Origin of the sequence: Methanofollis sp. UBA420 (assembly GCF_002498315.1) — an archaeon.
Classification (GTDB): domain Archaea; phylum Halobacteriota; class Methanomicrobia; order Methanomicrobiales; family Methanofollaceae; genus Methanofollis.
On sequence record NZ_DAGX01000002.1, the window covers coordinates 198029 to 218748 of the forward strand.

Annotated in this window: 23 protein-coding genes; 12 read left to right on the plus strand and 11 right to left on the minus strand. The window is 60.8% G+C overall.

Going from position 1 to position 20720, the window contains the following annotated elements; genetic code table 11:
* The first annotated feature begins 102 nt into the window (after positions 1-102).
* On the plus strand, positions 103-603 hold the full coding sequence (locus BP869_RS01010) for a regulator of amino acid metabolism, contains ACT domain protein (RefSeq protein ID WP_342676067.1): 501 nt from the start codon (positions 103-105) through the stop codon (positions 601-603).
* Here the strand turns inward: BP869_RS01010 and BP869_RS01015 are convergent.
* From BP869_RS01015 to BP869_RS01035, 5 genes are read right to left on the minus strand one after another with little or no spacing between them, the layout of a single operon-like run.
* Complete coding sequence (locus BP869_RS01015) at positions 596-1093, minus strand: HDIG domain-containing metalloprotein (protein ID WP_342676069.1); 498 nt, start codon at positions 1091-1093, stop codon at positions 596-598. The two genes, BP869_RS01010 and BP869_RS01015, sit on opposite strands and share 8 nt — an antisense overlap.
* Positions 1056-1589, minus strand: a complete 534-nt coding sequence (locus tag BP869_RS01020) for a transcription factor (RefSeq protein ID WP_342676071.1) — start codon at positions 1587-1589, stop codon at positions 1056-1058. Before BP869_RS01020 ends, BP869_RS01015 begins: the two co-directional genes overlap by 38 nt.
* Positions 1589-2662 (minus strand): ATP-grasp domain-containing protein, encoded by a 1074-nt coding sequence (locus tag BP869_RS01025; protein WP_342676073.1) that lies wholly within the window; start codon positions 2660-2662, stop codon positions 1589-1591. Before BP869_RS01025 ends, BP869_RS01020 begins: the two co-directional genes overlap by 1 nt.
* Positions 2659-3186, minus strand: a complete 528-nt coding sequence (locus tag BP869_RS01030; RefSeq protein WP_342676075.1) for a tRNA (cytidine(56)-2'-O)-methyltransferase — start codon at positions 3184-3186, stop codon at positions 2659-2661. Before BP869_RS01030 ends, BP869_RS01025 begins: the two co-directional genes overlap by 4 nt.
* Complete coding sequence (locus tag BP869_RS01035) at positions 3183-3476, minus strand: hypothetical protein (RefSeq protein ID WP_342676076.1); 294 nt, start codon at positions 3474-3476, stop codon at positions 3183-3185. Before BP869_RS01035 ends, BP869_RS01030 begins: the two co-directional genes overlap by 4 nt.
* Before the next feature lie 57 nt (positions 3477-3533).
* On the opposite strand from BP869_RS01035, the gene BP869_RS01040 reads away from it, so the two are divergent.
* Positions 3534-3932, plus strand: a complete 399-nt coding sequence (locus tag BP869_RS01040; RefSeq protein ID WP_342676078.1) for a hypothetical protein — start codon at positions 3534-3536, stop codon at positions 3930-3932.
* A gap of 314 nt (positions 3933-4246) precedes the next feature.
* Here the strand turns inward: BP869_RS01040 and BP869_RS01045 are convergent, their stop codons facing one another.
* From BP869_RS01045 to BP869_RS01055, 3 genes are all read right to left on the minus strand, one after another.
* The gene (locus BP869_RS01045) at positions 4247-4960 is read right to left on the minus strand and encodes a UPF0280 family protein (RefSeq protein ID WP_342676080.1); all 714 of its coding nucleotides are present in this window, start codon (positions 4958-4960) and stop codon (positions 4247-4249) included.
* 225 nt (positions 4961-5185) lie between these two features.
* A complete protein-coding gene (locus BP869_RS01050) occupies positions 5186-5572 on the minus strand; it encodes a 4Fe-4S binding protein (RefSeq protein WP_342676082.1) in 387 nt (128 codons plus the stop codon).
* A gap of 2 nt (positions 5573-5574) precedes the next feature.
* Positions 5575-7080, minus strand: coding sequence for a homocysteine biosynthesis protein (locus tag BP869_RS01055; RefSeq protein ID WP_342676084.1), 1506 nt, complete (start codon positions 7078-7080; stop codon positions 5575-5577).
* 89 nt (positions 7081-7169) lie between these two features.
* Here BP869_RS01055 and BP869_RS01060 point away from each other — a divergent pair, with 89 nt between their 5' ends.
* Genes BP869_RS01060 through BP869_RS01075 form a run of 4 tightly spaced genes read left to right on the plus strand, consistent with a single transcriptional unit; the run spans position 7170 to position 11606 of the window.
* Entirely contained in the window at positions 7170-7877 is a 708-nt protein-coding gene (locus BP869_RS01060; RefSeq protein WP_342676086.1) for a Nif3-like dinuclear metal center hexameric protein, read from the plus strand.
* Positions 7874-8197: an SWIM zinc finger family protein gene (locus BP869_RS01065; RefSeq protein ID WP_342676088.1), complete on the plus strand. Its 324-nt coding sequence runs from the start codon at positions 7874-7876 to the stop codon at positions 8195-8197. The genes BP869_RS01060 and BP869_RS01065 overlap by 4 nt, the downstream gene beginning before the upstream one ends.
* 59 nt (positions 8198-8256) lie before the next feature.
* Positions 8257-10998, plus strand: coding sequence for an alanine--tRNA ligase (gene alaS / locus BP869_RS01070; protein ID WP_342676090.1), 2742 nt, complete (start codon positions 8257-8259; stop codon positions 10996-10998).
* A gap of 2 nt (positions 10999-11000) precedes the next feature.
* A complete protein-coding gene (locus tag BP869_RS01075) occupies positions 11001-11606 on the plus strand; it encodes a helix-turn-helix domain-containing protein (RefSeq protein WP_342676092.1) in 606 nt (201 codons plus the stop codon).
* A gap of 40 nt (positions 11607-11646) precedes the next feature.
* Here the strand turns inward: BP869_RS01075 and BP869_RS01080 are convergent, their stop codons facing one another.
* From BP869_RS01080 to BP869_RS01090, 3 genes are all read right to left on the minus strand, one after another.
* Positions 11647-12537, minus strand: coding sequence for a M23 family metallopeptidase (locus BP869_RS01080; RefSeq protein ID WP_342676094.1), 891 nt, complete (start codon positions 12535-12537; stop codon positions 11647-11649).
* Between the two features lie 344 nt (positions 12538-12881).
* Positions 12882-13484, minus strand: coding sequence for an imidazole glycerol phosphate synthase subunit HisH (gene hisH, locus BP869_RS01085; RefSeq protein ID WP_342676096.1), 603 nt, complete (start codon positions 13482-13484; stop codon positions 12882-12884).
* Positions 13462-14874, minus strand: coding sequence for a phosphoadenosine phosphosulfate reductase family protein (locus tag BP869_RS01090; protein ID WP_342677373.1), 1413 nt, complete (start codon positions 14872-14874; stop codon positions 13462-13464). Before BP869_RS01090 ends, hisH begins: the two co-directional genes overlap by 23 nt.
* Before the next feature lie 314 nt (positions 14875-15188).
* Between BP869_RS01090 and BP869_RS01095 the strand changes: the two genes are divergently transcribed.
* From BP869_RS01095 to BP869_RS01120, 6 genes are read left to right on the plus strand one after another with little or no spacing between them, the layout of a single operon-like run.
* Entirely contained in the window at positions 15189-17093 is a 1905-nt protein-coding gene (locus BP869_RS01095) for an NADH-quinone oxidoreductase subunit L (protein WP_342676098.1), read from the plus strand.
* Entirely contained in the window at positions 17090-17950 is an 861-nt protein-coding gene (locus tag BP869_RS01100; protein WP_342676100.1) for a complex I subunit 1 family protein, read from the plus strand. The genes BP869_RS01095 and BP869_RS01100 overlap by 4 nt, the downstream gene beginning before the upstream one ends.
* 3 nt (positions 17951-17953) lie before the next feature.
* Entirely contained in the window at positions 17954-18400 is a 447-nt protein-coding gene (locus tag BP869_RS01105) for an NADH-quinone oxidoreductase subunit B family protein (RefSeq protein WP_342676102.1), read from the plus strand.
* Positions 18393-18770 (plus strand): NADH-quinone oxidoreductase subunit C, encoded by a 378-nt coding sequence (locus BP869_RS01110; protein WP_342676104.1) that lies wholly within the window; start codon positions 18393-18395, stop codon positions 18768-18770. The genes BP869_RS01105 and BP869_RS01110 overlap by 8 nt, the downstream gene beginning before the upstream one ends.
* On the plus strand, positions 18755-19834 hold the full coding sequence (locus tag BP869_RS01115; protein WP_342676106.1) for a nickel-dependent hydrogenase large subunit: 1080 nt from the start codon (positions 18755-18757) through the stop codon (positions 19832-19834). Before BP869_RS01110 ends, BP869_RS01115 begins: the two co-directional genes overlap by 16 nt.
* 7 nt (positions 19835-19841) lie before the next feature.
* Positions 19842-20225 carry a 4Fe-4S binding protein gene (locus BP869_RS01120; RefSeq protein WP_342676108.1) on the plus strand — a complete coding sequence of 128 codons (384 nt, stop codon included), beginning with the start codon at positions 19842-19844 and terminating at the stop codon, positions 20223-20225.
* Positions 20226-20720: the final 495 nt, after the last annotated feature.

Consider the following 20720-nt stretch of genomic DNA (forward strand, 5'->3'; position numbering starts at 1 on the left):
CCTCCCCGGAAAAATACGAAATGGCAGGGGATCCGACCCTGTGAGCGCAACGGTGCCGACCCGAAGAATCATTATCCCATAGCACCGATGATAATGCTGGCTATGTGGGCAAAAATCATGCAGGAATTTGCCGATTCCCCGGCCCAGGCCCGGGTCGTCAGGTTTCTCCTCGAGAACGGCTTTGGCGTCTCCTCTGAGGGGCGCATCACCTGCAATGGTATCGAGATACCGGCCACGCATATCGCACGGGAGATCGGGATCGACCGCCGGGTCGTCGATGCCACGGCCCGTCGTATCCTGACGATGGGGCCGGCAGCAGAGATATTTTCACTGATGAGAGCAACCCCCGATCTCTCCCAGGTGGCCGGATTCTTGAAACTCACCGTCATCACCATCCTCCCGAGAGACGCCCATGAGAAGGGGATTGTCGGTGCGGTGGTCGGCGTCCTTGCCGCGCACGACCTGGCCATCAGGCAGATCTTCGTGAACGACCCGTACTTCTCCGAGTCCCCGAAACTTGTCGTCGTCCTCGACGAACCCCTGCCTGTCGGCGTGATCGAAAAACTGCGGGCCCTCCCCCATGTTCAACAGTTGATCATCTGAGGTGACGGAGGGGTTCAAGGTCGAGGCCGAGCCTGAAGGCCCGCACCAGAAATTTTCTGCCGAGGGTAACAGATCGGTCCATCCGCTCCTCAGGCGTGATCACCCGCGTCCCTTTGACCAGATTGTCGGCATGGGCTACAATCCGTTCCTCCAGTCTTTGCGGCACCGAGTCCCTCGGTATGAGGCCGAGAAGAGCGCATTCCTCGACAGTCAGTCCCGCGCCGATATGCCTCTGGACGATCCTGGCGACCTCATCAGGACACCCTGACTGGCGGGCGAGGTCGGCGCCGACCTCGGCATGGTGGAGTGAGTGGGTCTCTGACCGGCCAAGGTCGTGGAGCATGGCCCCGGCTATCAACAGTTCCCTGTCGACGACCGAAGACCGGGCATATCCTGCAGCGACGGCGTTAACGGTACGGCAATGGGCGATGACGCGGGGATCGCACCCGGCATCACTCAGATGCGCTTCCAGTTGTTCCAAGAGTTGCATGGATCGCCGCGACCCGCCGTTTCAGGGCGCCAAGGAGCATCTCATTGTCGAAATGCTTCACCGGGGCGCCGCAGTTGGGGCAGGTAAAGTTTGAGTCAGAGACATCGTTGAAGGTGAAGATCCCGCACTCCTCGCAGATGAAAAAGTCGTTCTCCTCCTCGTACTTCGATCTCTTTGTCAGGATCTCCAGGACACGTTCGAGTTCCTCCCTGATCACCGGATAGACCATGTCGGTCCTGAGTGTCCACAGGTATGTGAGCCAGCCCGACTCCGGGTCCTTGATCCGCCTGTACTCGGCAAGACGCCTCTCGTAGAGCGTATAGAGAGTGTGCCGTACCGTATTGAGGTTGATGCCGGTCTTCTCGGCAAGTTCCTCGTCCGAGTATTCGCCCGCGGGCGGGAACCTCTCGAGGAGATCGAGGCCCTCGTTCCCGATATGGCGGAGGAGATATGCCCTGATTGCCGGATCTGCCAGCATCTCGTCTATGCCAACCATCAGGGAATATATTGACGGACGCGTGTTATATTTCTATCCAGCATGTCAAGGGCGGCGGTGCGGTCATGACCCCATCCGTAGATGCTCACCACCGCACCTCCCTCCTCGATCTCGGTCCCTGGCCAGGGGATGTCGGCGCAACAGTCGGCACAGTCGCCAAGGTCCTGTGTGAGCGTGAGGTCGCGGTCGGCAAAGAGGATCGTCCGCGCCGCCACCGTCCCGGACTTCAGGCCGTGCGGGGGAAGTGTGCCCTGACAGGCGTCGATGTGCCTCTTGAAGACGCTCTGGCCGGTGGCGATCTCGACGGTGTCGAGGGTGCCCTGGAAGCGGGGGTTGATCTCGATCGCCCACACATCGTCGTCGCCGACGACGAAGTCGACGCCGACCGACCCGACGCAGCCGCTCCGACCCACGGCCTCCTCTGCAATCGCTGCCATCTTCGCGGCGAGGGGGTGATCGAACGGCGTGATCGAGCCGGAAAAGCCGTACGCCCGGTCGCTCTCTCCGCCGCGGAGGATCTGCTCGTTGACGGCGATGGCGACGGCACGCGTCCCGTCGGCGATGCAGGAGACGCTCGCGGGTATGCCGGAGACGAGTTCCTGGGTGATCGACGGGACATCCGGCCACTCCTCTTCCCAGGCCCTGAGATCTTCAGGAGAGCGGACGACGCGGTTCCGCCACCCGCCGGCACCGTGCCGCGGTTTTATCATGGCCGGGAAGCGGCCGTCTGAGAGGTGCGGTGTCGGGATGTGAGCGTCCTCGAAGAACGTCTGGATCTCGAGTTTGTCCAGGAAACGCGCCGAGACGCCGGCAGGCGTCCCTGCATGGGGGAGGGGGACGGCGAGGTCCTCGGCCCCTGAGGTGGCGACAAAGTAGTCGATCGTGTGACCGTCGGCGATCGTGGCGATCGTATCGGGAAGATCCTCGAGTTCGTCGAACCTGAGGTGCTTGCTGGCATTCCAGCAGAGGTCCTGGTCGCAGAAATGGTCGACGGCATAGACCTCGAAACCTGCCCGCCGCGCCGACTGGACCACGTGCCTGGTCGCGAATCCCGCGACAAGGACGCGTCTCAAAGCTCGACCACCCGTTTTCCGACCTTGCAGGGCTCGACACGGATCTTCGCACCCTCGAACTTGTGGTCCATCTCCTGGCCCAGGAAGAGGCGGTCGAGGAAGATGGCAAGGCTTGATATCTCGGAGTGGGGCTGGTTGGTCACGGATACGTTGTAGTCGACCATGCCGTAGACGTCGCCCGGCACTTTCTCCGCGCCGACGATGATGAGCAGGTCTTCGGGGCGCTCCCGCACCGCGTCGGTGACCTCCCCGACGTCAAGGCCGTACATGGTGAGATGGGCGACGATGCCCCCCTTCTCCTTCCACTGCTTGATGCATTGCCGCCATTTCACGTTGTTTTCAACGAAAAATTCTCCGCCCCAGCGCTCGACCACGTCCTCGATAGAATCGACGATTCCGTGGTCTTCAGCCGCAAGGTACATTCCGTCCGCGCCGAGGGCGCGGGCCGTGAGGCCGACATGGGTGGTCACCCGCAGGTCGCGTTCAGGCCGGTGACCGAGTCTGAGGATACACACTTTCCTCATGCATTATCTCCTTTACGTGCAAAATCGGGTATCTTTATGACGCCGTCCTCGATCTCGAGGGGGATGCCGGGGCCTGCACGCAGGTGGCACCTGAGAATGGATTCCTCAAGCGAGAGGGCGCGGTATTCTTCGTCGTGCGGCTCTATGAGCAGGTACGAGACGAGGCGCTGCACCGAGGCTTCGACTGCCGCCGCATCCCCGCCGGTGTATTTCACGAGGGCAGGGATCGTCGTCGCCCTGTTCCAGGCGATCGCGTGATAGACCATCCAGTCGAATTCTTCGGATTTCACACCGTATTTTGTGCTGGATCTCACAATATACTTTTTTATCTCCGGGGGAGAGGTATCATGATGACCGATTACGAGCAGCTTGCGGCAGTGGCCGACCGGATCCTTGACGAGGCCGAGGAGGACGACGCACGCCTCGCCGGGATCCTTGACGGGATCGACGACGATATCAGGCGCGAACTCCTCACCTCGGACCTGCTCAATGCCCTTCAGGTCTACTATTACTATTTCCGGGAATATCCGGGCGACCTCCCGGCCGAGCGCCTCATGCTCGCCCCGGCCTCGGAGACGCTCCGCGGCGTGCTCCTCGACGAGGTCGATATCTTTGAACTGGTCTTCGGGGTCGATGCGTCCGGGCCGGCGATCGTCGTCACCGACGGCGAGAAGGAGTACGGACGGTTCAGGGGCGCCGGCGCGCGGAAGAAGGCCGAGGATTTTGTCCTCGACGAACTGGCTTGAGTGTATTTGCCTGAGAATAGGAGGTAGATACCAATCCTCTCTTCAGATTTGCTTGTTCTGTCTTCCCCGGCCCTATCCTGGATCGGGGGTCCGGGGGCAACGAGAAAGTCGTTAGGCTTTCGAGGTGCGAACGAAGTGAGCTAGAGAAGACCATGAGGTCTTCGATTAGTCCCCCGGCGAACTCTATGGGGAAGGCAGTTGATCCGCGCGTTCTCCCCTTATGATCAGAGAGGTCTCGACCTGATCCGGAGGTATTACCATGAAAACCATTAGCGATTCTCCCTCTGGTTCAGACTCCTCGCCAACTCCCACCCTCACACCTCCTCCCCCCGCGTGATGAGGCCGGTGTCGACCCGTGCGCCGACGATCTCGGGGAGCGTCCCCCAGGTGCCGACGGCGTCGCCGAGGATGGCGAGGGCGCCCTGCACGCCGGTGCCTGCGAGGGCGGCGAAGGGTGCGTCGTCGTCGGGGCTGAGGCCGTTGCAGAGGGAGGTCGCCCAGGCGTCGGCGAGGGCGACGTCCTCCGCGATGACGCAGACGGCGTCGGCGATGCCGAAGGAGATCGACGGCCCGACTGTCGCCGACGACGTGCAGATGCCGAGGATGGCGGGGTGCCGTGGGACGAGGAAGGCCAGTCTGTCGGAGAGGGGCGACTCGCCGGCGTGGATGCCGACCCGCGCGTCGCGGTCTGAGAAGAGGGCGATGTCCCCGCCGTTGTCGACGACGCCGAAGGAGGCGCCGGCCTCCTGCATCGCCTCCGCCCCTGCCCAGGCGATGGTGCCGGCGACCGCCGCCATGGGGCCGACGCCCGCGGAGACGGACGCCGTGCCCATCCGCCGCACGGTCAGACTCTCCGCCGGCGGGTTGTAGGGGTCGAAGGTGATCCCGAAGAAGGAGTCTTCGGCGATGAACGCCTCCAGTTCAGCACGGGCGTCGAGCATCGCACTTTTTGCCGCATCGATAAAGAGCTGCTCCTCGGCCAGGATCGTCGTGATCGTCTGCCTGTACTGGAAGTGCTCGCGGATCATGGTAGGAGACGTGTGTGTCTGCCGGTATAGATAGGGGATGGATCGGGGAGGGGCATCATTGGTGCTGGTCTCCCTGATAGAGAACACCGATCCACCGCCTTCCCCAAAATGGTTGCCGGGGGACTGATGCACCAGAGCAGGAATCCTACAGATCTTATTCACTTTTTTTGAGGGAGAATCTCACAATCAAAAAAGATTGGGGAACCATGTGCCCCAAAGGGCCGCTCATCTCAGGAGGGAGAGCGCCCCGTGCGGGCACGCCTGGAGGCACCGGCCGCAGAGGACGCAGCGCTTCTGGTCGACGACGAGGTTCCAGTCGTCGTCGAAGGAGAAGACGTCCTGCGGGCAGATGCTGATGCACGCCCCGCAGTCCACACACTCGGCCTCGTTGTGGTGGATGGCGTCCTCAAGGACACGCACCGTCGCTCCCATGTCGCGCATCTTCTGGCTGACTTCATCCGCGGAACCGTTCGGGACGTCGATGAGCACCTCGCCCTCGCCCGGTTCAATCCTGGCCCGCTCGACATTGATCAGGACGCCGGTGTCCTTGACCACCCGTGCGATGATCGGTTCGCGGACTTTCTTCCTGGAGAATGAGACCATCAGTTTCATGGTTACTGCCACCTCCCGCCGAGAAGTTTGCCGAGGTCAAGCGCGGTGAGCATGCCGATGACCCTGTTTGCAGGGTCGACCACCGGCATCGCACTGATATTGTTCCGGTCCAGTTTCTGGGCTGCGATATCCACCGCCTCGTCGGGCGTCGTCCTGACGACCTTTCGGGTCATGATGTCCCTGACAAGGAGTCGGTCGCCCGGACGTGCGACGGCCTTGGTGACGTCGTAGGTCGTGACGATCCCGACGAGGATGCCATTTGCATCGAGGACAGGCAGGTGGTTTGTCTCGCCCTTGAGAAGCCTCGTGGCCGCCGCGGTGATCTGTTCGTCCTCGGTGATGCAGACGACCTCCGGGTCCATCACCTCGCGCACCATCGGGACCACCTTCGTCTCGCGCATCGGGTGCGTCCTCTTTGCGGCATTGAAGGACCTGGTCGGGAGGGCGAGTTCGATCGACCCCTGCTCCACCCAGCCGCGCAGGGTCTCCGCGACCTCGCGGGCCTTCTTGTAGCTTGAAAGAGACGAGGTCTTCACCTCTTCGCCATTGATCTCGACCTTCCCACTCTTCAGTTCGGCAAAGCTGACACGCCGGATGGCCGGACGGTCGCGGTGCGGCACGCCGTAGTCGACAATGGTCGTCATCAGGTCCTCATCCCGTACTGCCGTGCTCCTGACGACCTCAAGGTCAGTGACAGGCAGGGGGACGCCGACGCCGACGTACATCGTGACGCCGTAGCCCTGGTACGTCGCCGCCCTGATAAAGTCAGGACTCATCTGCTTCAGGTCGCCGGTCGTCATCAGGGTCGCAAAACCGGTCGCGGGGGAGGACTGCGTGCCCTGCCCGACGATCATGCCCTCTGCCCCGCCCAGGAATATGGGGACGCCGCTCCCGATCCTGTGGTAGTGGGGGTCGTTGGCGAGGGGGGAGAGCGCCCCTGCCCCTGAATAGGAGACATTTCCGCTGTTCGGGAGGAGGAGGCCCATATAGGTGTGGAGGGTGCGGTCCGTGGTGTTTGTCGCCGCATTGTAGTTCTGGTAGGCGTTCCGCGGGTTGACCATCACGGCGTCGTTGAAGTCTTCGAGGAGGAGGGTGGAGGTCACCGTCCGGCGCGGGTAGCAGTCTGTCCCGCGGGAGATCGCACGGAGTTCGACAGACCTGCCCGAGATCAGGTCCTCGATCACGTGCGCACCGCCGTACTTATCGCCCTGCGTGGTGGACTGCTGAGTCGCCCCGAGGTAGGCGTCGACGGCGGCAACGCCCCCATATGCCTCGACGTCGTTGAGCCAGACTCTCTCCATCCTGATGGGGGGGTCGGTGTGGCCGAAGTTGAGAAAGGCACCGGAGGAGCACATTGCCCCGAAGGTCCCGGTCGTGACGACGTCCACCTCTTTGAGGGCCCCTTCCTCACCGAGTTCCGCGACAATGTCCGGCATCTCCTCTGCCGTGACGACGCGGGCATTGCCGTCGCGTATTCGTGTATTGATCTCTTCGATCGACTTCTCCATATTTTTCTATTAAACCTGCATATTTATAGGTCTTTCTTATTACTCAGGATAATAAGTGCCTTGATTATGCCGGAGAGTGATCTGTGTGTATGGATAGTGCAGACCTGGTTGCGCACCTGGAACGCATCGCGCCGCCGGAACTTGCTGAAGAATTCGACGAGGGACGGATCGGCCTCATCGTCGAAGGGAGGATGGACGTCGGGGCGGTCTGTTGCGCCCTCGACGCCACGCCTGCGGTGGCGGAGGCCGCCGCCCGTGCCGGTGCCGGCATGCTCGTCGTCCACCACACTCCCATCTGGGAACCGGTGACCGCCGTCCGCGGCACGACCGCCGGCGTCCTGCGGCCCCTGCTGGCGCACGGCATCGGCCTCTATGTGATGCACACCAACTTCGACCGCGCGGCCGGCGGGGTGAACGACACCCTCGCCCGCATCCTCGGCCTTGAGGAAGTGCGGCCGATGTCGCTTGGACGCGTCGGCACCTGCACCTGCACCCTCAGGGAGATGGCCGCCCGCATCGGCGGGAATGTCAGGGTGTACGGCGACGCACGCGACCCCGCCACCCTTGCAGTCGTCGGCGGGAGCGGCTTTGACCCGGCCCTCATCGAGGAGGCCGTCGGCCTCGGTGCGGAGGCCTTTCTCTCGGCAGAACTGAAGCACCATGTGGCGCGGGCGTCGCCGATCCCCTGCATCGAGTCGACCCACTATGCCCTGGAGGCCCCGGGCATGCAGGCGCTCGCGGAGAGGGAGGGCTGGCAGTACATCGATGATCGGCCGACAGTCACGACCCTTCCATGAAGGATATCTGGCAGGAGATCAGGGACGCGGGCGGCCTGACCCCGCCGATCAGGGAGCAAATCTGTCGTTCCTACAGGGGCCGGGGGGAAAAGGCGCTCGCAGCAGTCGACGGCGGGATGGTGCGGAAGTACAACGACTTCTTTGTCGTCACCGGTTGTTCGGACGAGTACATCGTCGAGGACGATTTCTGCACCTGCAAGGACTTCATCTACCGGGGGCGGTGCTGCTGGCACATCCTTGCCGTGCAGATCGCCGTAGCAGCAGGGTCATATCAGGAAAAAGACGGTTGGTATATTGATCGATGGAAGATGATCCGGTGAACACGATAAACAATATAATCATCCATTACCGAATAATAAGTAATAAGACGTGGTTTTGAATGCTCGAAGAAGAGTATCAGCTTGAATATTTTAAATCCCAGGGCTTCGTGCGGAAGGTCTGCACCAAGTGCGGGTCGGCGTTCTGGACCAGAGACCCGTCCCGGGAGACCTGCGGGGATGCACCCTGCGAGCCGTATGCCTTTATCGGCAACCCCGTTTTTCAGCCGCATTCCCTGGACGAGATGAGGGAGGCGTTTCTTTCGTTTTTCGAGCGGCATGGCCACACGCGTATCGAGCGCTACCCTGTCGTCGCCCGCTGGCGTGACGATATCTACCTGACCATCGCCTCGATCGCAGACTTCCAGCCCTTCGTGACGAGCGGTCTCGTGCCCCCTCCGGCAAACCCGCTGACGATCTCGCAGCCCTGCATCAGGCTCAACGACCTCGACTCTGTCGGCAGGTCCGGTCGGCACCTGACCCTTTTCGAGATGATGGCGCATCACGCCTTCAACTCGCCGGCCGAGGACATCTACTGGAAGGACCGGACGGTCGAACTCTGTGACGAGTTCCTCGCCTCGATCGGTGCCGACCTGAAGAAAGTCACCTTCAAGGAAAACCCCTGGATCGGCGGCGGCAATGCCGGCGCCTCTGTCGAGGTGCTCATCGGCGGCCTCGAAGTCGCGACCCTCGTCTTCATGAGCCTGACGCGGGAGAAAAACGAGCAGGAACCGGTCATGCTGGAGGGCGAGCCGTACTATCCGATGAAAATGCGGATCGTGGACACCGGCTACGGCCTTGAGAGGATCACCTGGGCGTCGAAGGGGTCGCCGACGGTGTACGACGCCGTCTTCCCTGAGATGGTCAGCCACCTGATGCAGGCGGCAGGCCTCGAACACCTCCTCGACAACAAGGAGTTCACGAAGATCCTCGGCCTCAATGCAAAGTTTGCCGGCCTGATGGATATCAGCGGCCCGAACCTCTACCAGTTGCGGAAGAAGGTCGCCGCCACGATCGATGTCCCCCTGGACAAACTGGACAAGATGATCACACCGATCGAGAAGATCTACGCGATCGCCGACCACACCCGCTGCCTCGCCTATATGCTCGGCGACTGCATCGTCCCCTCGAATGTCCGCGAGGGCTATCTTGTCAGGCTCGTGATCCGCCGCACCCTCAGGATGATGGCAGACCTCGAACTCAAGGGCAGCCTCGCCGACCTTGTCGAGATGCAGATGAAGATCGTCGGGCTTGACGCCTTCCAGCAGGACGTCATGGTCGTCCGCGATATCCTGGACCGCGAGGTGGAGAAGTACGCGGCGACCCTCGCCCGCGGCGCACGTATCGTCCAGCGGATCGCCCGCACCTACAAGAAGAAGAGCGAGCGGATCCCCCTGCAGGAGGTCGTCACCCTGTATGACTCGCACGGCATCCCGCCCGAGATGGTGAAGGAGATCGCCGCCCAGGAGGGTGCGGTCGTCGAGATCCCGGACAACTTCTACTCGCAGATCGCCGACCTCCACTCGGAGAACCATGTGGAGAAGGAGGCCGACCCGCTGGCAAAGTACCGCGAGCGTGTCGCCGGTCTCCCGGCAACGAAGAAGCTCTACTATGATCAGCCGGCAGACGTCGAGTTCGAGGCAATGGTCATCGACTACTTCGACGGCTATGCAGTCCTCGACCAGACCCTCTTCTATCCGGAAGGCGGCGGTCAGCCCTTCGACACGGGCACCCTCGTCACCGCGGAGAGCATGGTGCGGGTGGAGGAGACGATCAAGCTCGGCGAGGTGATCCTCCACAAGGTGCAGGGCGGCATCCTCAAGCGCGGCGACCGCGTCAAGGGTATCGTCGACGAGGAGCGGCGCTGGTCGCTGATGCGCCACCACACCGCGACCCACATCATCCTCCACGCCACCAAGGAGGTGCTCGGCGCTCATATCCACCAGGCCGGCGCTCAGAAGGGGATCGATACATCGAGGGTCGATATCAGGCACTTCAAGCATATCACCCCCGAGGAGCTGAAGAGGATCGAGATCCGTGCGAACCAGATCGTGATGGAGAATGCCCCGGTCTACATCACCTGGGAGGACAGGACGCGTGCCGAGCAGAAGTACGGCTTCGGCCTGTACCAGGGCGGTGTCCCGCCGGGCAAGCTGATCAGGGTCGTCCAGGTGGCCGGGGACGTGGAGGCCTGTGCAGGCACGCACTGCCGCTCCACCGGCGAGGTCGGGCCGATCGCGATCCTGCGGGTCGAGCACATTCAGGACGGTATCGAGAGACTGGAGTTCTCCGCGGGTATTGCGGCGATCTACGCGATGCAGCACGTGAAGGAGCTCATCGCCCAGTCTGCCGAGATCCTCAGCGTCCAGCAGGAGAACCTGCCCACCAGCGTGACCCGCTTCTTTACCGAGTGGAAGGAGCAGAGGAAGGATATCGAAAGGCTGCAGCAGAAGGTCGTGGACCTGGAGGCGCAGCAGCTTGAGGCGGAGGAGATCGAGGGCCACCGCATCGTGGTCCGGCAGGTCGACCTGCCGCCGCAGGAACTGGTGGCGCTGGCATCAAGGCTTGCGGAGAACGGCGAGGTCGCGCTCCTTGTCGGCGGGAACGACCGTGTGCATGCCGTGATGGCGTCCCCGGTTCCCGAACTGAATGCGATTGAGGTCATCAGGGATGTCTGTGCGGCTCTCGGCGGCAAGGGCGGCGGAAAGCCCCAGCTTGCCCAGGGCAGCGGTCCCGAGGCCGGAAAGATCGGCGAGGCACTTACTCTCGGCCGGTCCCTGATCAAAGCGAAACTGCATAGCTGACAATGACAGAAGAGGTTGTGGTGCTGGAGCCCGGCGACGAGCGGGCGAAGAAGATCGCGAAGGCGATGGCGAGTCAGACGGCGAACGATATCCTCTCCGACCTGAAGGAGGGGCCGCTCAGCGCCGCCGAGATCGCCGACCACCTCTCCATCCCCATCACCACCCTCAAATACCATATCGAGAACCTGGCCGACGCGGGCCTGATCGAGATCGTGAAGACGCGGTGGAGTTCGAAGGGGCGTGAGATGAAGGTCTACGGCCTCACCGACACTCTCCTCATCGTCGCCCCGCAGGTGAAAGATATCAGGTCGATCCTCCTGAAGTACGCCTCCCTCTTCGGGGTCGTCGTCTTCGCGACCGTCATCGCGGCGGTGGTGATGCCGATGCTCATGCCGCCGGCGCCTGAACCCATGCCGCGGATGGTGGCGTACAACGACGTGGCCCCCCTCGGGGCCGCACCTAAAGCAGGAGGGGAGGGCTTCCTTGGTGGGGTCGACACCTCGGTCCTCGCCTTCTTCCTCGGGGGGAGCACGGTGCTCCTGACCCTCCTTGTCTACGAGGTGTATCTGTACTTCACGTACTATCGGCGGAGAAAGAGCAGGGCGTGAGGGTAGTTACTGATAAAATAGTATCTAATAACAACAATTCTCATTCTGTTTTCATATCAGATTTTTGAAATCTTATCCTATCTTCATTAGTGGGAATGCCATTTGCTACTATTTGCCACTCACCATTCTGAAATACTTCATATTTTTCAAAACCACAGGGCAATCCGTTTGCAGTAACTACGTCGCTGCTATCCATAAGCTGAAAATGCAGATGTGGAGCAAAAGAATTGCCGGAATGACCCACTCTACCAATAACTTCACCTTTTTTTACACTCTGACCAATCGAAACCTGAATAGACCCTGTTTGAAGATGGCACAGTGCAGCATATACATTATCGCTACATTCTATAATGATGTAGTTGCCCGCAACTGATTGTACGTCGTCTTTTTCCGGATCGAAATAATGAGCATTTTTATATGCGTTAGACATATCTGAAAACAAATTCGTTCGTACTCGTTCTTCATAGCCATCCTCCGCTTGCACAACAATCCCATCGCAAGGTGCGTACACGTCTTGCCCCCAACAATAATATTCACTTATGGGAACCCCAAAAAGAAGATATTGCGGCAAACTAACGCGGTAGGCGGGCCAGCCCTTTCTTTCCCAATCCACTTGTATGAAGTCATAAGCATATCTTGTTCCTAATTGGTTTGTGCCATGACTCGGAATTTTTGTCCCTGGAGTGTTAGGAGCTAGCCATTCTCCTCTCAAAGGAAACTCTACAATTATTGGCTCGCGGGTTTCAATCATCTCATTCCCTCTATCAACCACTTCTTTGCCTGTGTTAGTAAAAATGATCGTTGCTACAAGAATAAGTCCCAGTACGATACTGATATATGCAGGCATACGTTTATTCCCGCGTAGAACGCACATTTCCCGGTCCCTTCCCGTATTCATTGCTCGATGTGTAGAATACTTTTCTAAGTTCATCAAAACATCTCGCCGGGGGACTACAGCGAAGACTTCGTCTTCTCGACTCCCTTCGGTCGTCACTCTAAAATCAGAGATTCACGGAAGATCGAAGATCTTCCTGTAAACGGGAAATACATGGTATTTCCCTTTCAGGCAAATCTTCGATATGCCATGCAAGAAAATGCTCTGTATTTTCTGTGTTCTTGTGCTCACTCCGTTCGCAGCCCCCGGACCTCGAAGATCTTCGATCTTCTCATGCTCGCTTACGCTCGCACCCCGCTCAGGATTGGGTCCGGGAAGGAAAGTTGAGAGATCGAAAAACAGAAAGGGTCAGAAATGGTCAGAAAGGTCCCGAGAACCTCTCACACCATCCCGATAAAATTCCCCAGTATCCTCAGCCCCACATCCCCGCTCTTCTCCGGGTGGAACTGGACGCCGAAGACATTCTCCTTCCGCACCGACGAGGAGAAGCGGCAGATATAGTCGGTCGTCGTCATCGTGTGCTCGGGCGCCGCCTCGGCATAGTACGAGTGAACGAAGTAGACGTACGAGCCGTCGGGCACGCCCTCGAAGAGGGGTTCGCCGGGCTTGATCGAGAGGGTGTTCCAGCCCATGTGAGGGATCTTCATGCCGGGCGACCGGGGGAAGCGGCGGACAGGGCCGGGGACCATGCCGAGGCCGGCATGCATCCCCCCCTCGTCGGAACTCTCCATCAGCATCTGCATCCCGAGGCAGATGCCGAGGACCGGCACCTCCCTCGCCGCCTGGCGGACCGTCCCCTCGATCGGGCCGAGCATCTCCATGCCGTCCCTGAAGGCGCCGACGCCCGGCAGGACGATGCCGTCCGCCGAGGCGATCTGGTCGGGGTCCGCGGAGATCACCGGCGACGCACCCGCCTTCTCCAGCCCCTTCCTGACGCTCCGGAGGTTGCCAAGCCCGTAATCAATTATAACTATCGTCTTCATCGCCGCCAGACTCCCTCTTCCGCCACAGGTCTTCTGCCGCCCAGTCCGCGGGCATGCCGTGTGCGGCGCCCCAGGCTTCGAGCCTCTCCGTCCACCCCTGCCAGAGGTCCGGGTAGGCCGCCTTTATCCGCACCAGCAGTGCACGGTCGCTCGACGGGCACATAAAGCAGCCGATCCGGTCGAGACCCCTCTCGTAGAGCACATTGTAGGGGGCGTGCTCCTTGAAGAGATAGAGCCAGACATGCATCGCCGTCCAGTGCTGGATCGGGGCTGCGGAAACCTGGTTCCCGACAATCCTGTTCCGCCAGACCCTCGGGCTGTTCTTCCGGTTGAGAGACTCGTACTTCCTCTGGCCGATGAAAGACAACGACTCGCCCCACCGCTCGTCGATCACCCTGGACACAGGTTCGAGTTTTGCGACGCGGCAGCACCAGCGGGCATTGACCGCCGGCGGTCCCTCAACCTCGAAGTTCTTCCAGAAGGCCTCGCCTGTCTCGGCCCGCACCACCTCCACGCCATAGCGCTCGGCGACGGTGGCGACATTCTCCTCGGTCTCGGGGAACTCCAGGCCCGTGTCGGCATAGAGGGCCGGGACCGGGCCGATCGCCTTCAGCACGAGGATGAGAGTGACAAGGCTGTCCTTGCCGCCCGAATACGAGACATTCGCCGGGAGATGGGCATGACTCTCCCGCACCCTCCTGATGAAGTCGAGCGACGCCCCTTCATAGGCATCGATGATACGGGTATTCGCCCTCACGGCGTCGTCCCAGCTGGCCTCGCCGGGCACGGCGTCGGCATCCCCGATCTTCCGGGTCCGCACCACCGCACCCCTCTCCATCGTGCGCGCCTCGGCCGCATCGACCCGCGCGCGGCCGACGCCGATGCACTCGCCGCTCCGCGAGAGGAGAAAGACCTCGTCGCCCGTCCGGACCGAGTCCTCGATCTCCACCAGGCCCGGCGCAAGCAAACTCGACCCACCCTCCCGGATCGACGCCACGGCGCCGTCGTCCACGACGACATACCGCTTTGTCGGTTTCATGTACCGGCACGCAGCCGGCCGCGGCAGGGGCTCCCAGACGCCCTCGTCGGGCATGTACCTGATGGCCGCAACAACCGTGCCGCCCAGGACCACCTCCTCCATCCTGTCAGGATCGGGGACCTTGTTGAGGACGGCGAGGTGCCCCTCAGGGATGAGGGGGACGCCGAAGTAATCGATGAAGATACTGTTGACGAGTGCGACGTCAGACGCAAAGGCCGGGCGTGCATCGCCAGGCGGAGTGATGGAAACCGCGTGGGTTTTTTCCCCGCAGGCGCACTGCTCCCCGAGCACGGGCGTATGGCAGGCATCGCACCAGCGTAGCTGGATCTTTCCGAGATATGACGGACGCATTGCATGTACCATGTGGATGCATAGATTAAAAGGACAGGGTTTGCGTCCCGGTTTGGACCATGATAAATATTAATCATGAAGGTTTTTTGTCATTTGGAGCGCGCAACAATGAGCTCGATTCAATCCAACGTCAATACGGCCATAAAAATATTATTGAATATCCTGAGACGGATATTTCATCCCCTGTTTTACCGGGTCAAGCGACCGGAACCGATGAGATGACGGAAAAAACTCAATGGATAAGGCTCCGATATGATCGGTGTTTCGCATGGTTAATAAACCACAAAATTCCATGGGGTAGGTGAGGGATAGGGATGTACGACCTGATATTCCTGATACTATTCCCCTGTATCATTGCAGCCATCCTGCTATTGCTCAATAATAACAGGGTGAGGCATGCAATCGTCGCTCTGGGGGCACTCGTCATCTCGGCGGGATCCATCTACCTTCTCGTCTCCTCATTTACACAGGGAGCGGTGTACTACACCTTCCCCTTCGAGCCGACGAGTCTGGTGATGTTCGCTCTAGAGATGGGTATCGCACTCCTGCTCCTGTACCTGGGAGTCAGGTTCAAACAACCGATCGCCGTCCTGCTGGTACTCATTCAGTCGGCGATGATGATCTACTACGAGATCACCTGGGGCATGGTAGTGGAGCCTGAGATGAACCTCTTCATCGACCAGTTCTCCATCATCATGGCCCTGATCATCGGCATCATCGGCAGCCTCATCGCGGTCTTTGCCACCAGTTACATGGACACCTACCATGGCCACCACCCGGAGGTGCGTGACCGGAGGCGGATGTTCTTCTTCGTGATCTTCATCTTCCTCGCCGCGATGTTCGGCCTCGTCTTCTCCAACAACATCCCGTGGATCTTTTTCTTCTGGGAGATCACGACCCTGTCGTCCTTCCTTCTCATCGGGTATTCGGAGACGGAAGAGGCAACGAACAATGCCTTCCTCGCCCTGAAACTGAACCTCCTCGGCGGGATCGCCTTTGCCGGAGCAATCCTGTATCTCGCATCCGTCGACCCCTCGGGCGGCCTTCTTGAACTCAACGCACTCCTTGCCTCGGGCCAGGCCGTCGCCATCATCCCCGCGGTGCTGATCAGCTTCGCCGGGCTGACAAAGAGCGCCCAGATGCCCTTCTCGGGCTGGCTTGTCGGCGCCATGGTCGCACCGACCCCTGTCTCCGCTCTACTCCACTCGAGCACCATGGTCAAGGCCGGCGTGTACATCATCGTCCGCTTCGCCCCGGTGCTCGCCGGCAGCCTTGCCGGCCTCTCGATCGCCTTTGTCGGCGCCGTGACCTTCCTGGTCGCTTCGGGGATCGCCATCTCCCAGAGCAACGCGAAGAAGGTTCTGGCCTACTCTACAATCGCCAACCTCGGCCTGATCGTGGCCTGCGCAGGCGTCGGCACACCCCAGCTCGTCTGGGCGGCGATATTCCTGATCATCTTCCACGCGGTCGCAAAGTCGCTCCTCTTCCTCTGCGTCGGGACAGTCGAGCACCGTGTCGGCAGCCGTGACATCGAGGACATGGACGGCCTCATCGTCCGTCTCCCGAAGATCGCCGCCATGATGTTCATCGGCATGGCCGGCATGTTCCTCGCACCCTTCGGCATGCTGATCTCGAAGTGGGCCGCGATCGAGGCCTTCATCGTCGCACCTCTCGGCCTCATCTTCGTCATGATCCTGGCCTTCGGCGGCGCCGTGACCGTCTTCTTCTGGGCGAAGTGGATGGGCAAGATCATCGAGGTCACGCCCTTCGGCGAGAACGTCGAAGACACGGTGTCCACAGGCAAGTGGATCGTCCTCGGGAGCCTCACGGCCATGACCGTGCTCGCGGCCCTCCTCTTCCCCCTGATCTCCTCGTTCCTCGTCGAGCCCTACGTCCTCGGCATCTTCAACGAGACGGCGCGGATCGCCCAGGACAATGTCATCATCATGGTCCTGATGATCGCCCTCCTCCTCGTCCTGCCCCTCTCCTACCTCTCATATCGGAAGCAGGGACGGACGATGCCGGCCTACATGGGCGGCAGGCCGACGACGACGGACATGAAGTTCCTCGGGTCTCTCGGCATCGAGCGTGAGATGACGACGAGGAACTACTACTTCGCCGAGTACTTCGGTGAGGCAAAACTCCTGAAAATCGGCAATCCCCTCTGTATCCTCCTGATCCTGGCGGCTATCGCCGTCATCGCGGGGGTGGCGCTATGATCTCCATATTCACCGCAGTCCTCTACCTGCTCCTCGCCCCGATCGCGGGCGGGCTCATCGCCGGTATCGACAGAAAACTCACTGCACGCATGCAGGGCAGGGTTGGGCCTCCGCTCCTCCAGCCCTTCTACGACGTGGCAAAACTCTTCGAGAAGGAGGATGTGACGGTCACGCCGTCGCAGAACTTCTACATCCTCTCGTACCTCGTCTTCATGGCGGTGACAGGGGCCCTCTTCTTTGCCGGAGGGGACCTCCTGCTCGTGATCTTCGCCTTCACCCTGGCGCACATCTTCATCGTCCTCGGCGCCTATGCGGCCTACTCTCCGTACAGCTACGTCGGTGCGGAGAGGGAACTGATCACCCTGATGGCCTACGAGCCGATGATCATCCTCACGGCCGTCGGCCTGTACCTAGTCACCGGGAGCTTCTATGTGAACGAGATCGCGGCATCCCAGGTCCCGGCCGCCCTGTACCTGCCCGGCGTCCTCATCGGGTTCCTGACCGTGCTGACGATCAAGCTCCGCAAGTCGCCCTTCGACATCTCGACCTCGCACCACGCCCACCAGGAACTGGTGAAAGGGCTTACGACCGAGTTCTCGGGCGCGACCCTTGCCAAGATCGAGATCGCCCACTGGTACGAGACCGTCGTCCTCCTCGGCATCGTGTACCTGTTCTTCGGGTTCAACCCGCTGCTGGCACTCGCCGTCATCGCCGTCACCTACTTCCTGGAGGTCTTCATCGACAACACCTTCTCCAGGATGACGTGGCAGTGGACGATGAAGGAAGGGTGGGGCGTTGCAGTGACGCTCGGGTTCATCAACCTCGCCGTCCTGTATTACTTCTATCTGGGGGTGTGAGACATGGCATATCTGAAGAAATCACCCTGGCTGCTCCATTACGACGCGTCGAGCTGCAACGGCTGCGACATCGAGGTGCTCGCCTGCCTCACGCCGCTCTACGACGTGGAGAGGTTCGGGATCATCAACACCGGGAACCCGAAGCACGCCGACGTCTTCGTGATCACCGGGAGCATCAACGACCTCAACAGACAGGTCGTGAAGAACATCTACGAGCAGATGCCGAACCCGAAGGTCGTCGTGGCCGTCGGGATCTGCGCCTGTTCGGGCGGCGTCTTTGCCGAGTGCTACAATGTCTCGGGCGGCGTCGACCAGGTGATCCCTGTCGACGTCTATGTGCCCGGATGCGCCGCGAGGCCTGAGTCGATCATCGACGGCATCGTGAAGGCGCTCGGCATCCTGGAAGAAAAGAGAGCAAACATGACACAGAAGGAGGCGACCCATGCCTGAAGACCAGCCGATGACCGAGTGCACGATCGACGGACTCCTGCCGGCGGTGCGGGCCTATCATGAGAAGGGCTACCGCCTCGTCCAGATCAGTTGCACGAAGGTGGACGAGAGCTTCGAACTCAGTTACTGCTTCGACATCGACTACCACATGGTGGTCCTCCGTCTCCTCGTGCCGGCAGGCACAGAGGTGCCGAGCATCTCAGGGATCTACTGGGGTGCGTTCATCTACGAGAACGAGAACCACGACTTCTTCGGCGTGGCGTTCACCGACATCAACATCGACTTCAAGGGGACGCTCGTGCGGACGGCAAAGCAGTATCCCTTCAGCAACATCGAATTCAGGGAGGTGGAGAAATGTCAAAAGAAATAGTCATGCCTTTCGGCCCGCAACACCCGGTCCTGCCCGAACCGATCCACCTCGACCTCGTCATCGAGGACGAGAAGGTGAAGCAGGCGATCCCGTCCATCGGCTATGTCCACCGCGGCCTTGAGACCCTGGTGGAGAAGAGGGAGTATCCGGAGTATGTCTACCTTGCCGAGCGGATCTGCGGGATCTGCAGTTTCATCCACGGGGCGACGTACTGCCAGGGCGTGGAGGCCGTCATGAACGTCGAGGTGCCGGAGAGGGCCCTCTTCCTCAGGACGATCTGGTCGGAATACTCCAGGCTCCACTCCCACCTCCTCTGGCTCGGCCTTGCGGCCGACGGTTTCGGTTTCGAGAACCTCTTCATGGACGCATGGCGCCTGCGGGAGTCCATCCTCGACGAACTCGAGGCGACGACGGGCGGCCGCGTGATCCAGGGGAGCTGCAAGGTCGGCGGCGTCCGCCGCGACATCGACGCCGAGAAACTCGACGAGATGGTCGGGAACCTCGACGGGATGCGCGGAGAACTCTCCGACCTGATGGACGTCTTCCTCAATGACAGTTCGGTGAAGGGGAGGATGAAGAATGTCGGCATCCTGCCGGCGAAGGAGGCCTACGACTACGGGGCCGTCGGCCCGACCCTCAGGGGGAGCGGCGTCGCCTCGGACGCGAGGATGCTCGGCTATGCCGCCTACGACAGGATCCATTTCGCGCCTGTCACCGAGGACGGCTGCGACTGTTACTCCCGGTGCGCGGTGCGTGCGAAGGAGCTCTTCGCCTCCATCGATATCATCAAGGAGGCGGTCCAGAAGATCCCGGACGGCCCGATCGAGGTGAAGGTGACCGGGAAACCCGAGGGCGAATACTTCGCGCGGGCCGAACAGCCCCGCGGCGAGGTGGTCCACTATGTGAAGGGCAACGGCACCCGCCACCTTGCCCGCCACAGGGTGCGGACGCCGACCCTGACGAACATCCCGCCCCTGGTGAAGATGCTGGAGGGCTGTGAACTCGCCGACGTGCCGGTGATCGTGCTCTCCATCGACCCCTGCATCGGCTGCGCGGAGAGGTGATGCGAGTATGGGATACTTTCAGATGACGAAGACAGTGGTGAAGGCGCTCATCCACGGCCCCTCCACCATCCGTTATCCGGCCGTCCCGGGCAAGAGGACGCCGATCTCGCGGGGCCATGTAACCATCGACCCCTCGCAATGCATCTCCTGCGGGATGTGCATGCGCAAGTGCCCGGCAAACGCGATCTGCGTCGAGCGTCAGGCGAAGACCTGGGAGATCGACCGTTTCCGCTGCCATGTCTGCAACTGCTGCGTGGAGGTCTGCCCGGTGAACTGCCTCACAATGGAGAACACCTACACGCCGGCGGCCACGGTGCATGAGGGACGCGAACTCGTTCAGATCACCTACGTGAAGCCGGAAAAGCCGGCGAAGAAAGAGCCTGAAGAGTAAGGCGCTTTCATTTTTTTCTATTTTTTTGGTTTTGTTGAAATCCTGTTCTCGCGTGCCTGTTCCAGGGGCTGCCGCTCGAAAATCAAAGATTTTCTCGATTCACTCCGTTCATCCCCCCAGACCCTCGAAAGCCAGAGGCTTTCTCAAGCTCGCTAAAGCTCGCACCCTGCCACCAGGATGGGGGTGGGCTGGCAATCACCCTCCTGAGAACCTCCTGCCCTGTCTTCCCCCGTCCTATCCTGCTTCGGGGGACGAGCGCCAGCGAGTTTGAGAAACCAAAGGTTTTGAGTTCCTGGGGCTGCGAACGGAGCGAGCACAAGAAAACCTTTGATCTCCGGCGTCAGTCCCCCGGCGGAGAGTGTGGGGAAGGCAATTGATCGGCGCTTCTCCTCAGGGGATCAGGGGGATGCATCGATCCCATTCATTATTGTGCCTGCATGACGGAGAGTGGGGGCGATGTCCCGCCGGACACGCCCGGGTCAAATACGCCCGCAT

Excerpts from the sequence above, each read along its gene's own strand:
- BP869_RS01010 (WP_342676067.1), top strand. The coding sequence starts at position 103 with ATGTGGGCAAAAATCATGCAGGAATTTGCCGATTCCCCGGCCCAGGCC.
- BP869_RS01015 (WP_342676069.1), bottom strand. The coding sequence starts at position 1,093 with ATGCAACTCTTGGAACAACTGGAAGCGCATCTGAGTGATGCCGGGTGC.
- BP869_RS01020 (WP_342676071.1), bottom strand. The coding sequence starts at position 1,589 with ATGGTTGGCATAGACGAGATGCTGGCAGATCCGGCAATCAGGGCATAT.
- BP869_RS01030 (WP_342676075.1), bottom strand. The coding sequence starts at position 3,186 with ATGAGGAAAGTGTGTATCCTCAGACTCGGTCACCGGCCTGAACGCGAC.
- BP869_RS01040 (WP_342676078.1), top strand. The coding sequence starts at position 3,534 with ATGATGACCGATTACGAGCAGCTTGCGGCAGTGGCCGACCGGATCCTT.
- BP869_RS01045 (WP_342676080.1), bottom strand. The coding sequence starts at position 4,960 with ATGATCCGCGAGCACTTCCAGTACAGGCAGACGATCACGACGATCCTG.
- BP869_RS01050 (WP_342676082.1), bottom strand. The coding sequence starts at position 5,572 with ATGAAACTGATGGTCTCATTCTCCAGGAAGAAAGTCCGCGAACCGATC.
- BP869_RS01055 (WP_342676084.1), bottom strand. The coding sequence starts at position 7,080 with ATGGAGAAGTCGATCGAAGAGATCAATACACGAATACGCGACGGCAAT.
- BP869_RS01060 (WP_342676086.1), top strand. The coding sequence starts at position 7,170 with ATGGATAGTGCAGACCTGGTTGCGCACCTGGAACGCATCGCGCCGCCG.
- BP869_RS01065 (WP_342676088.1), top strand. The coding sequence starts at position 7,874 with ATGAAGGATATCTGGCAGGAGATCAGGGACGCGGGCGGCCTGACCCCG.
- alaS (WP_342676090.1), top strand. The coding sequence starts at position 8,257 with ATGCTCGAAGAAGAGTATCAGCTTGAATATTTTAAATCCCAGGGCTTC.
- BP869_RS01075 (WP_342676092.1), top strand. The coding sequence starts at position 11,001 with ATGACAGAAGAGGTTGTGGTGCTGGAGCCCGGCGACGAGCGGGCGAAG.
- BP869_RS01080 (WP_342676094.1), bottom strand. The coding sequence starts at position 12,537 with ATGAACTTAGAAAAGTATTCTACACATCGAGCAATGAATACGGGAAGG.
- hisH (WP_342676096.1), bottom strand. The coding sequence starts at position 13,484 with ATGAAGACGATAGTTATAATTGATTACGGGCTTGGCAACCTCCGGAGC.
- BP869_RS01090 (WP_342677373.1), bottom strand. The coding sequence starts at position 14,874 with ATGCGTCCGTCATATCTCGGAAAGATCCAGCTACGCTGGTGCGATGCC.
- BP869_RS01095 (WP_342676098.1), top strand. The coding sequence starts at position 15,189 with ATGTACGACCTGATATTCCTGATACTATTCCCCTGTATCATTGCAGCC.
- BP869_RS01100 (WP_342676100.1), top strand. The coding sequence starts at position 17,090 with ATGATCTCCATATTCACCGCAGTCCTCTACCTGCTCCTCGCCCCGATC.
- BP869_RS01105 (WP_342676102.1), top strand. The coding sequence starts at position 17,954 with ATGGCATATCTGAAGAAATCACCCTGGCTGCTCCATTACGACGCGTCG.
- BP869_RS01110 (WP_342676104.1), top strand. The coding sequence starts at position 18,393 with ATGCCTGAAGACCAGCCGATGACCGAGTGCACGATCGACGGACTCCTG.
- BP869_RS01115 (WP_342676106.1), top strand. The coding sequence starts at position 18,755 with ATGTCAAAAGAAATAGTCATGCCTTTCGGCCCGCAACACCCGGTCCTG.
- BP869_RS01120 (WP_342676108.1), top strand. The coding sequence starts at position 19,842 with ATGGGATACTTTCAGATGACGAAGACAGTGGTGAAGGCGCTCATCCAC.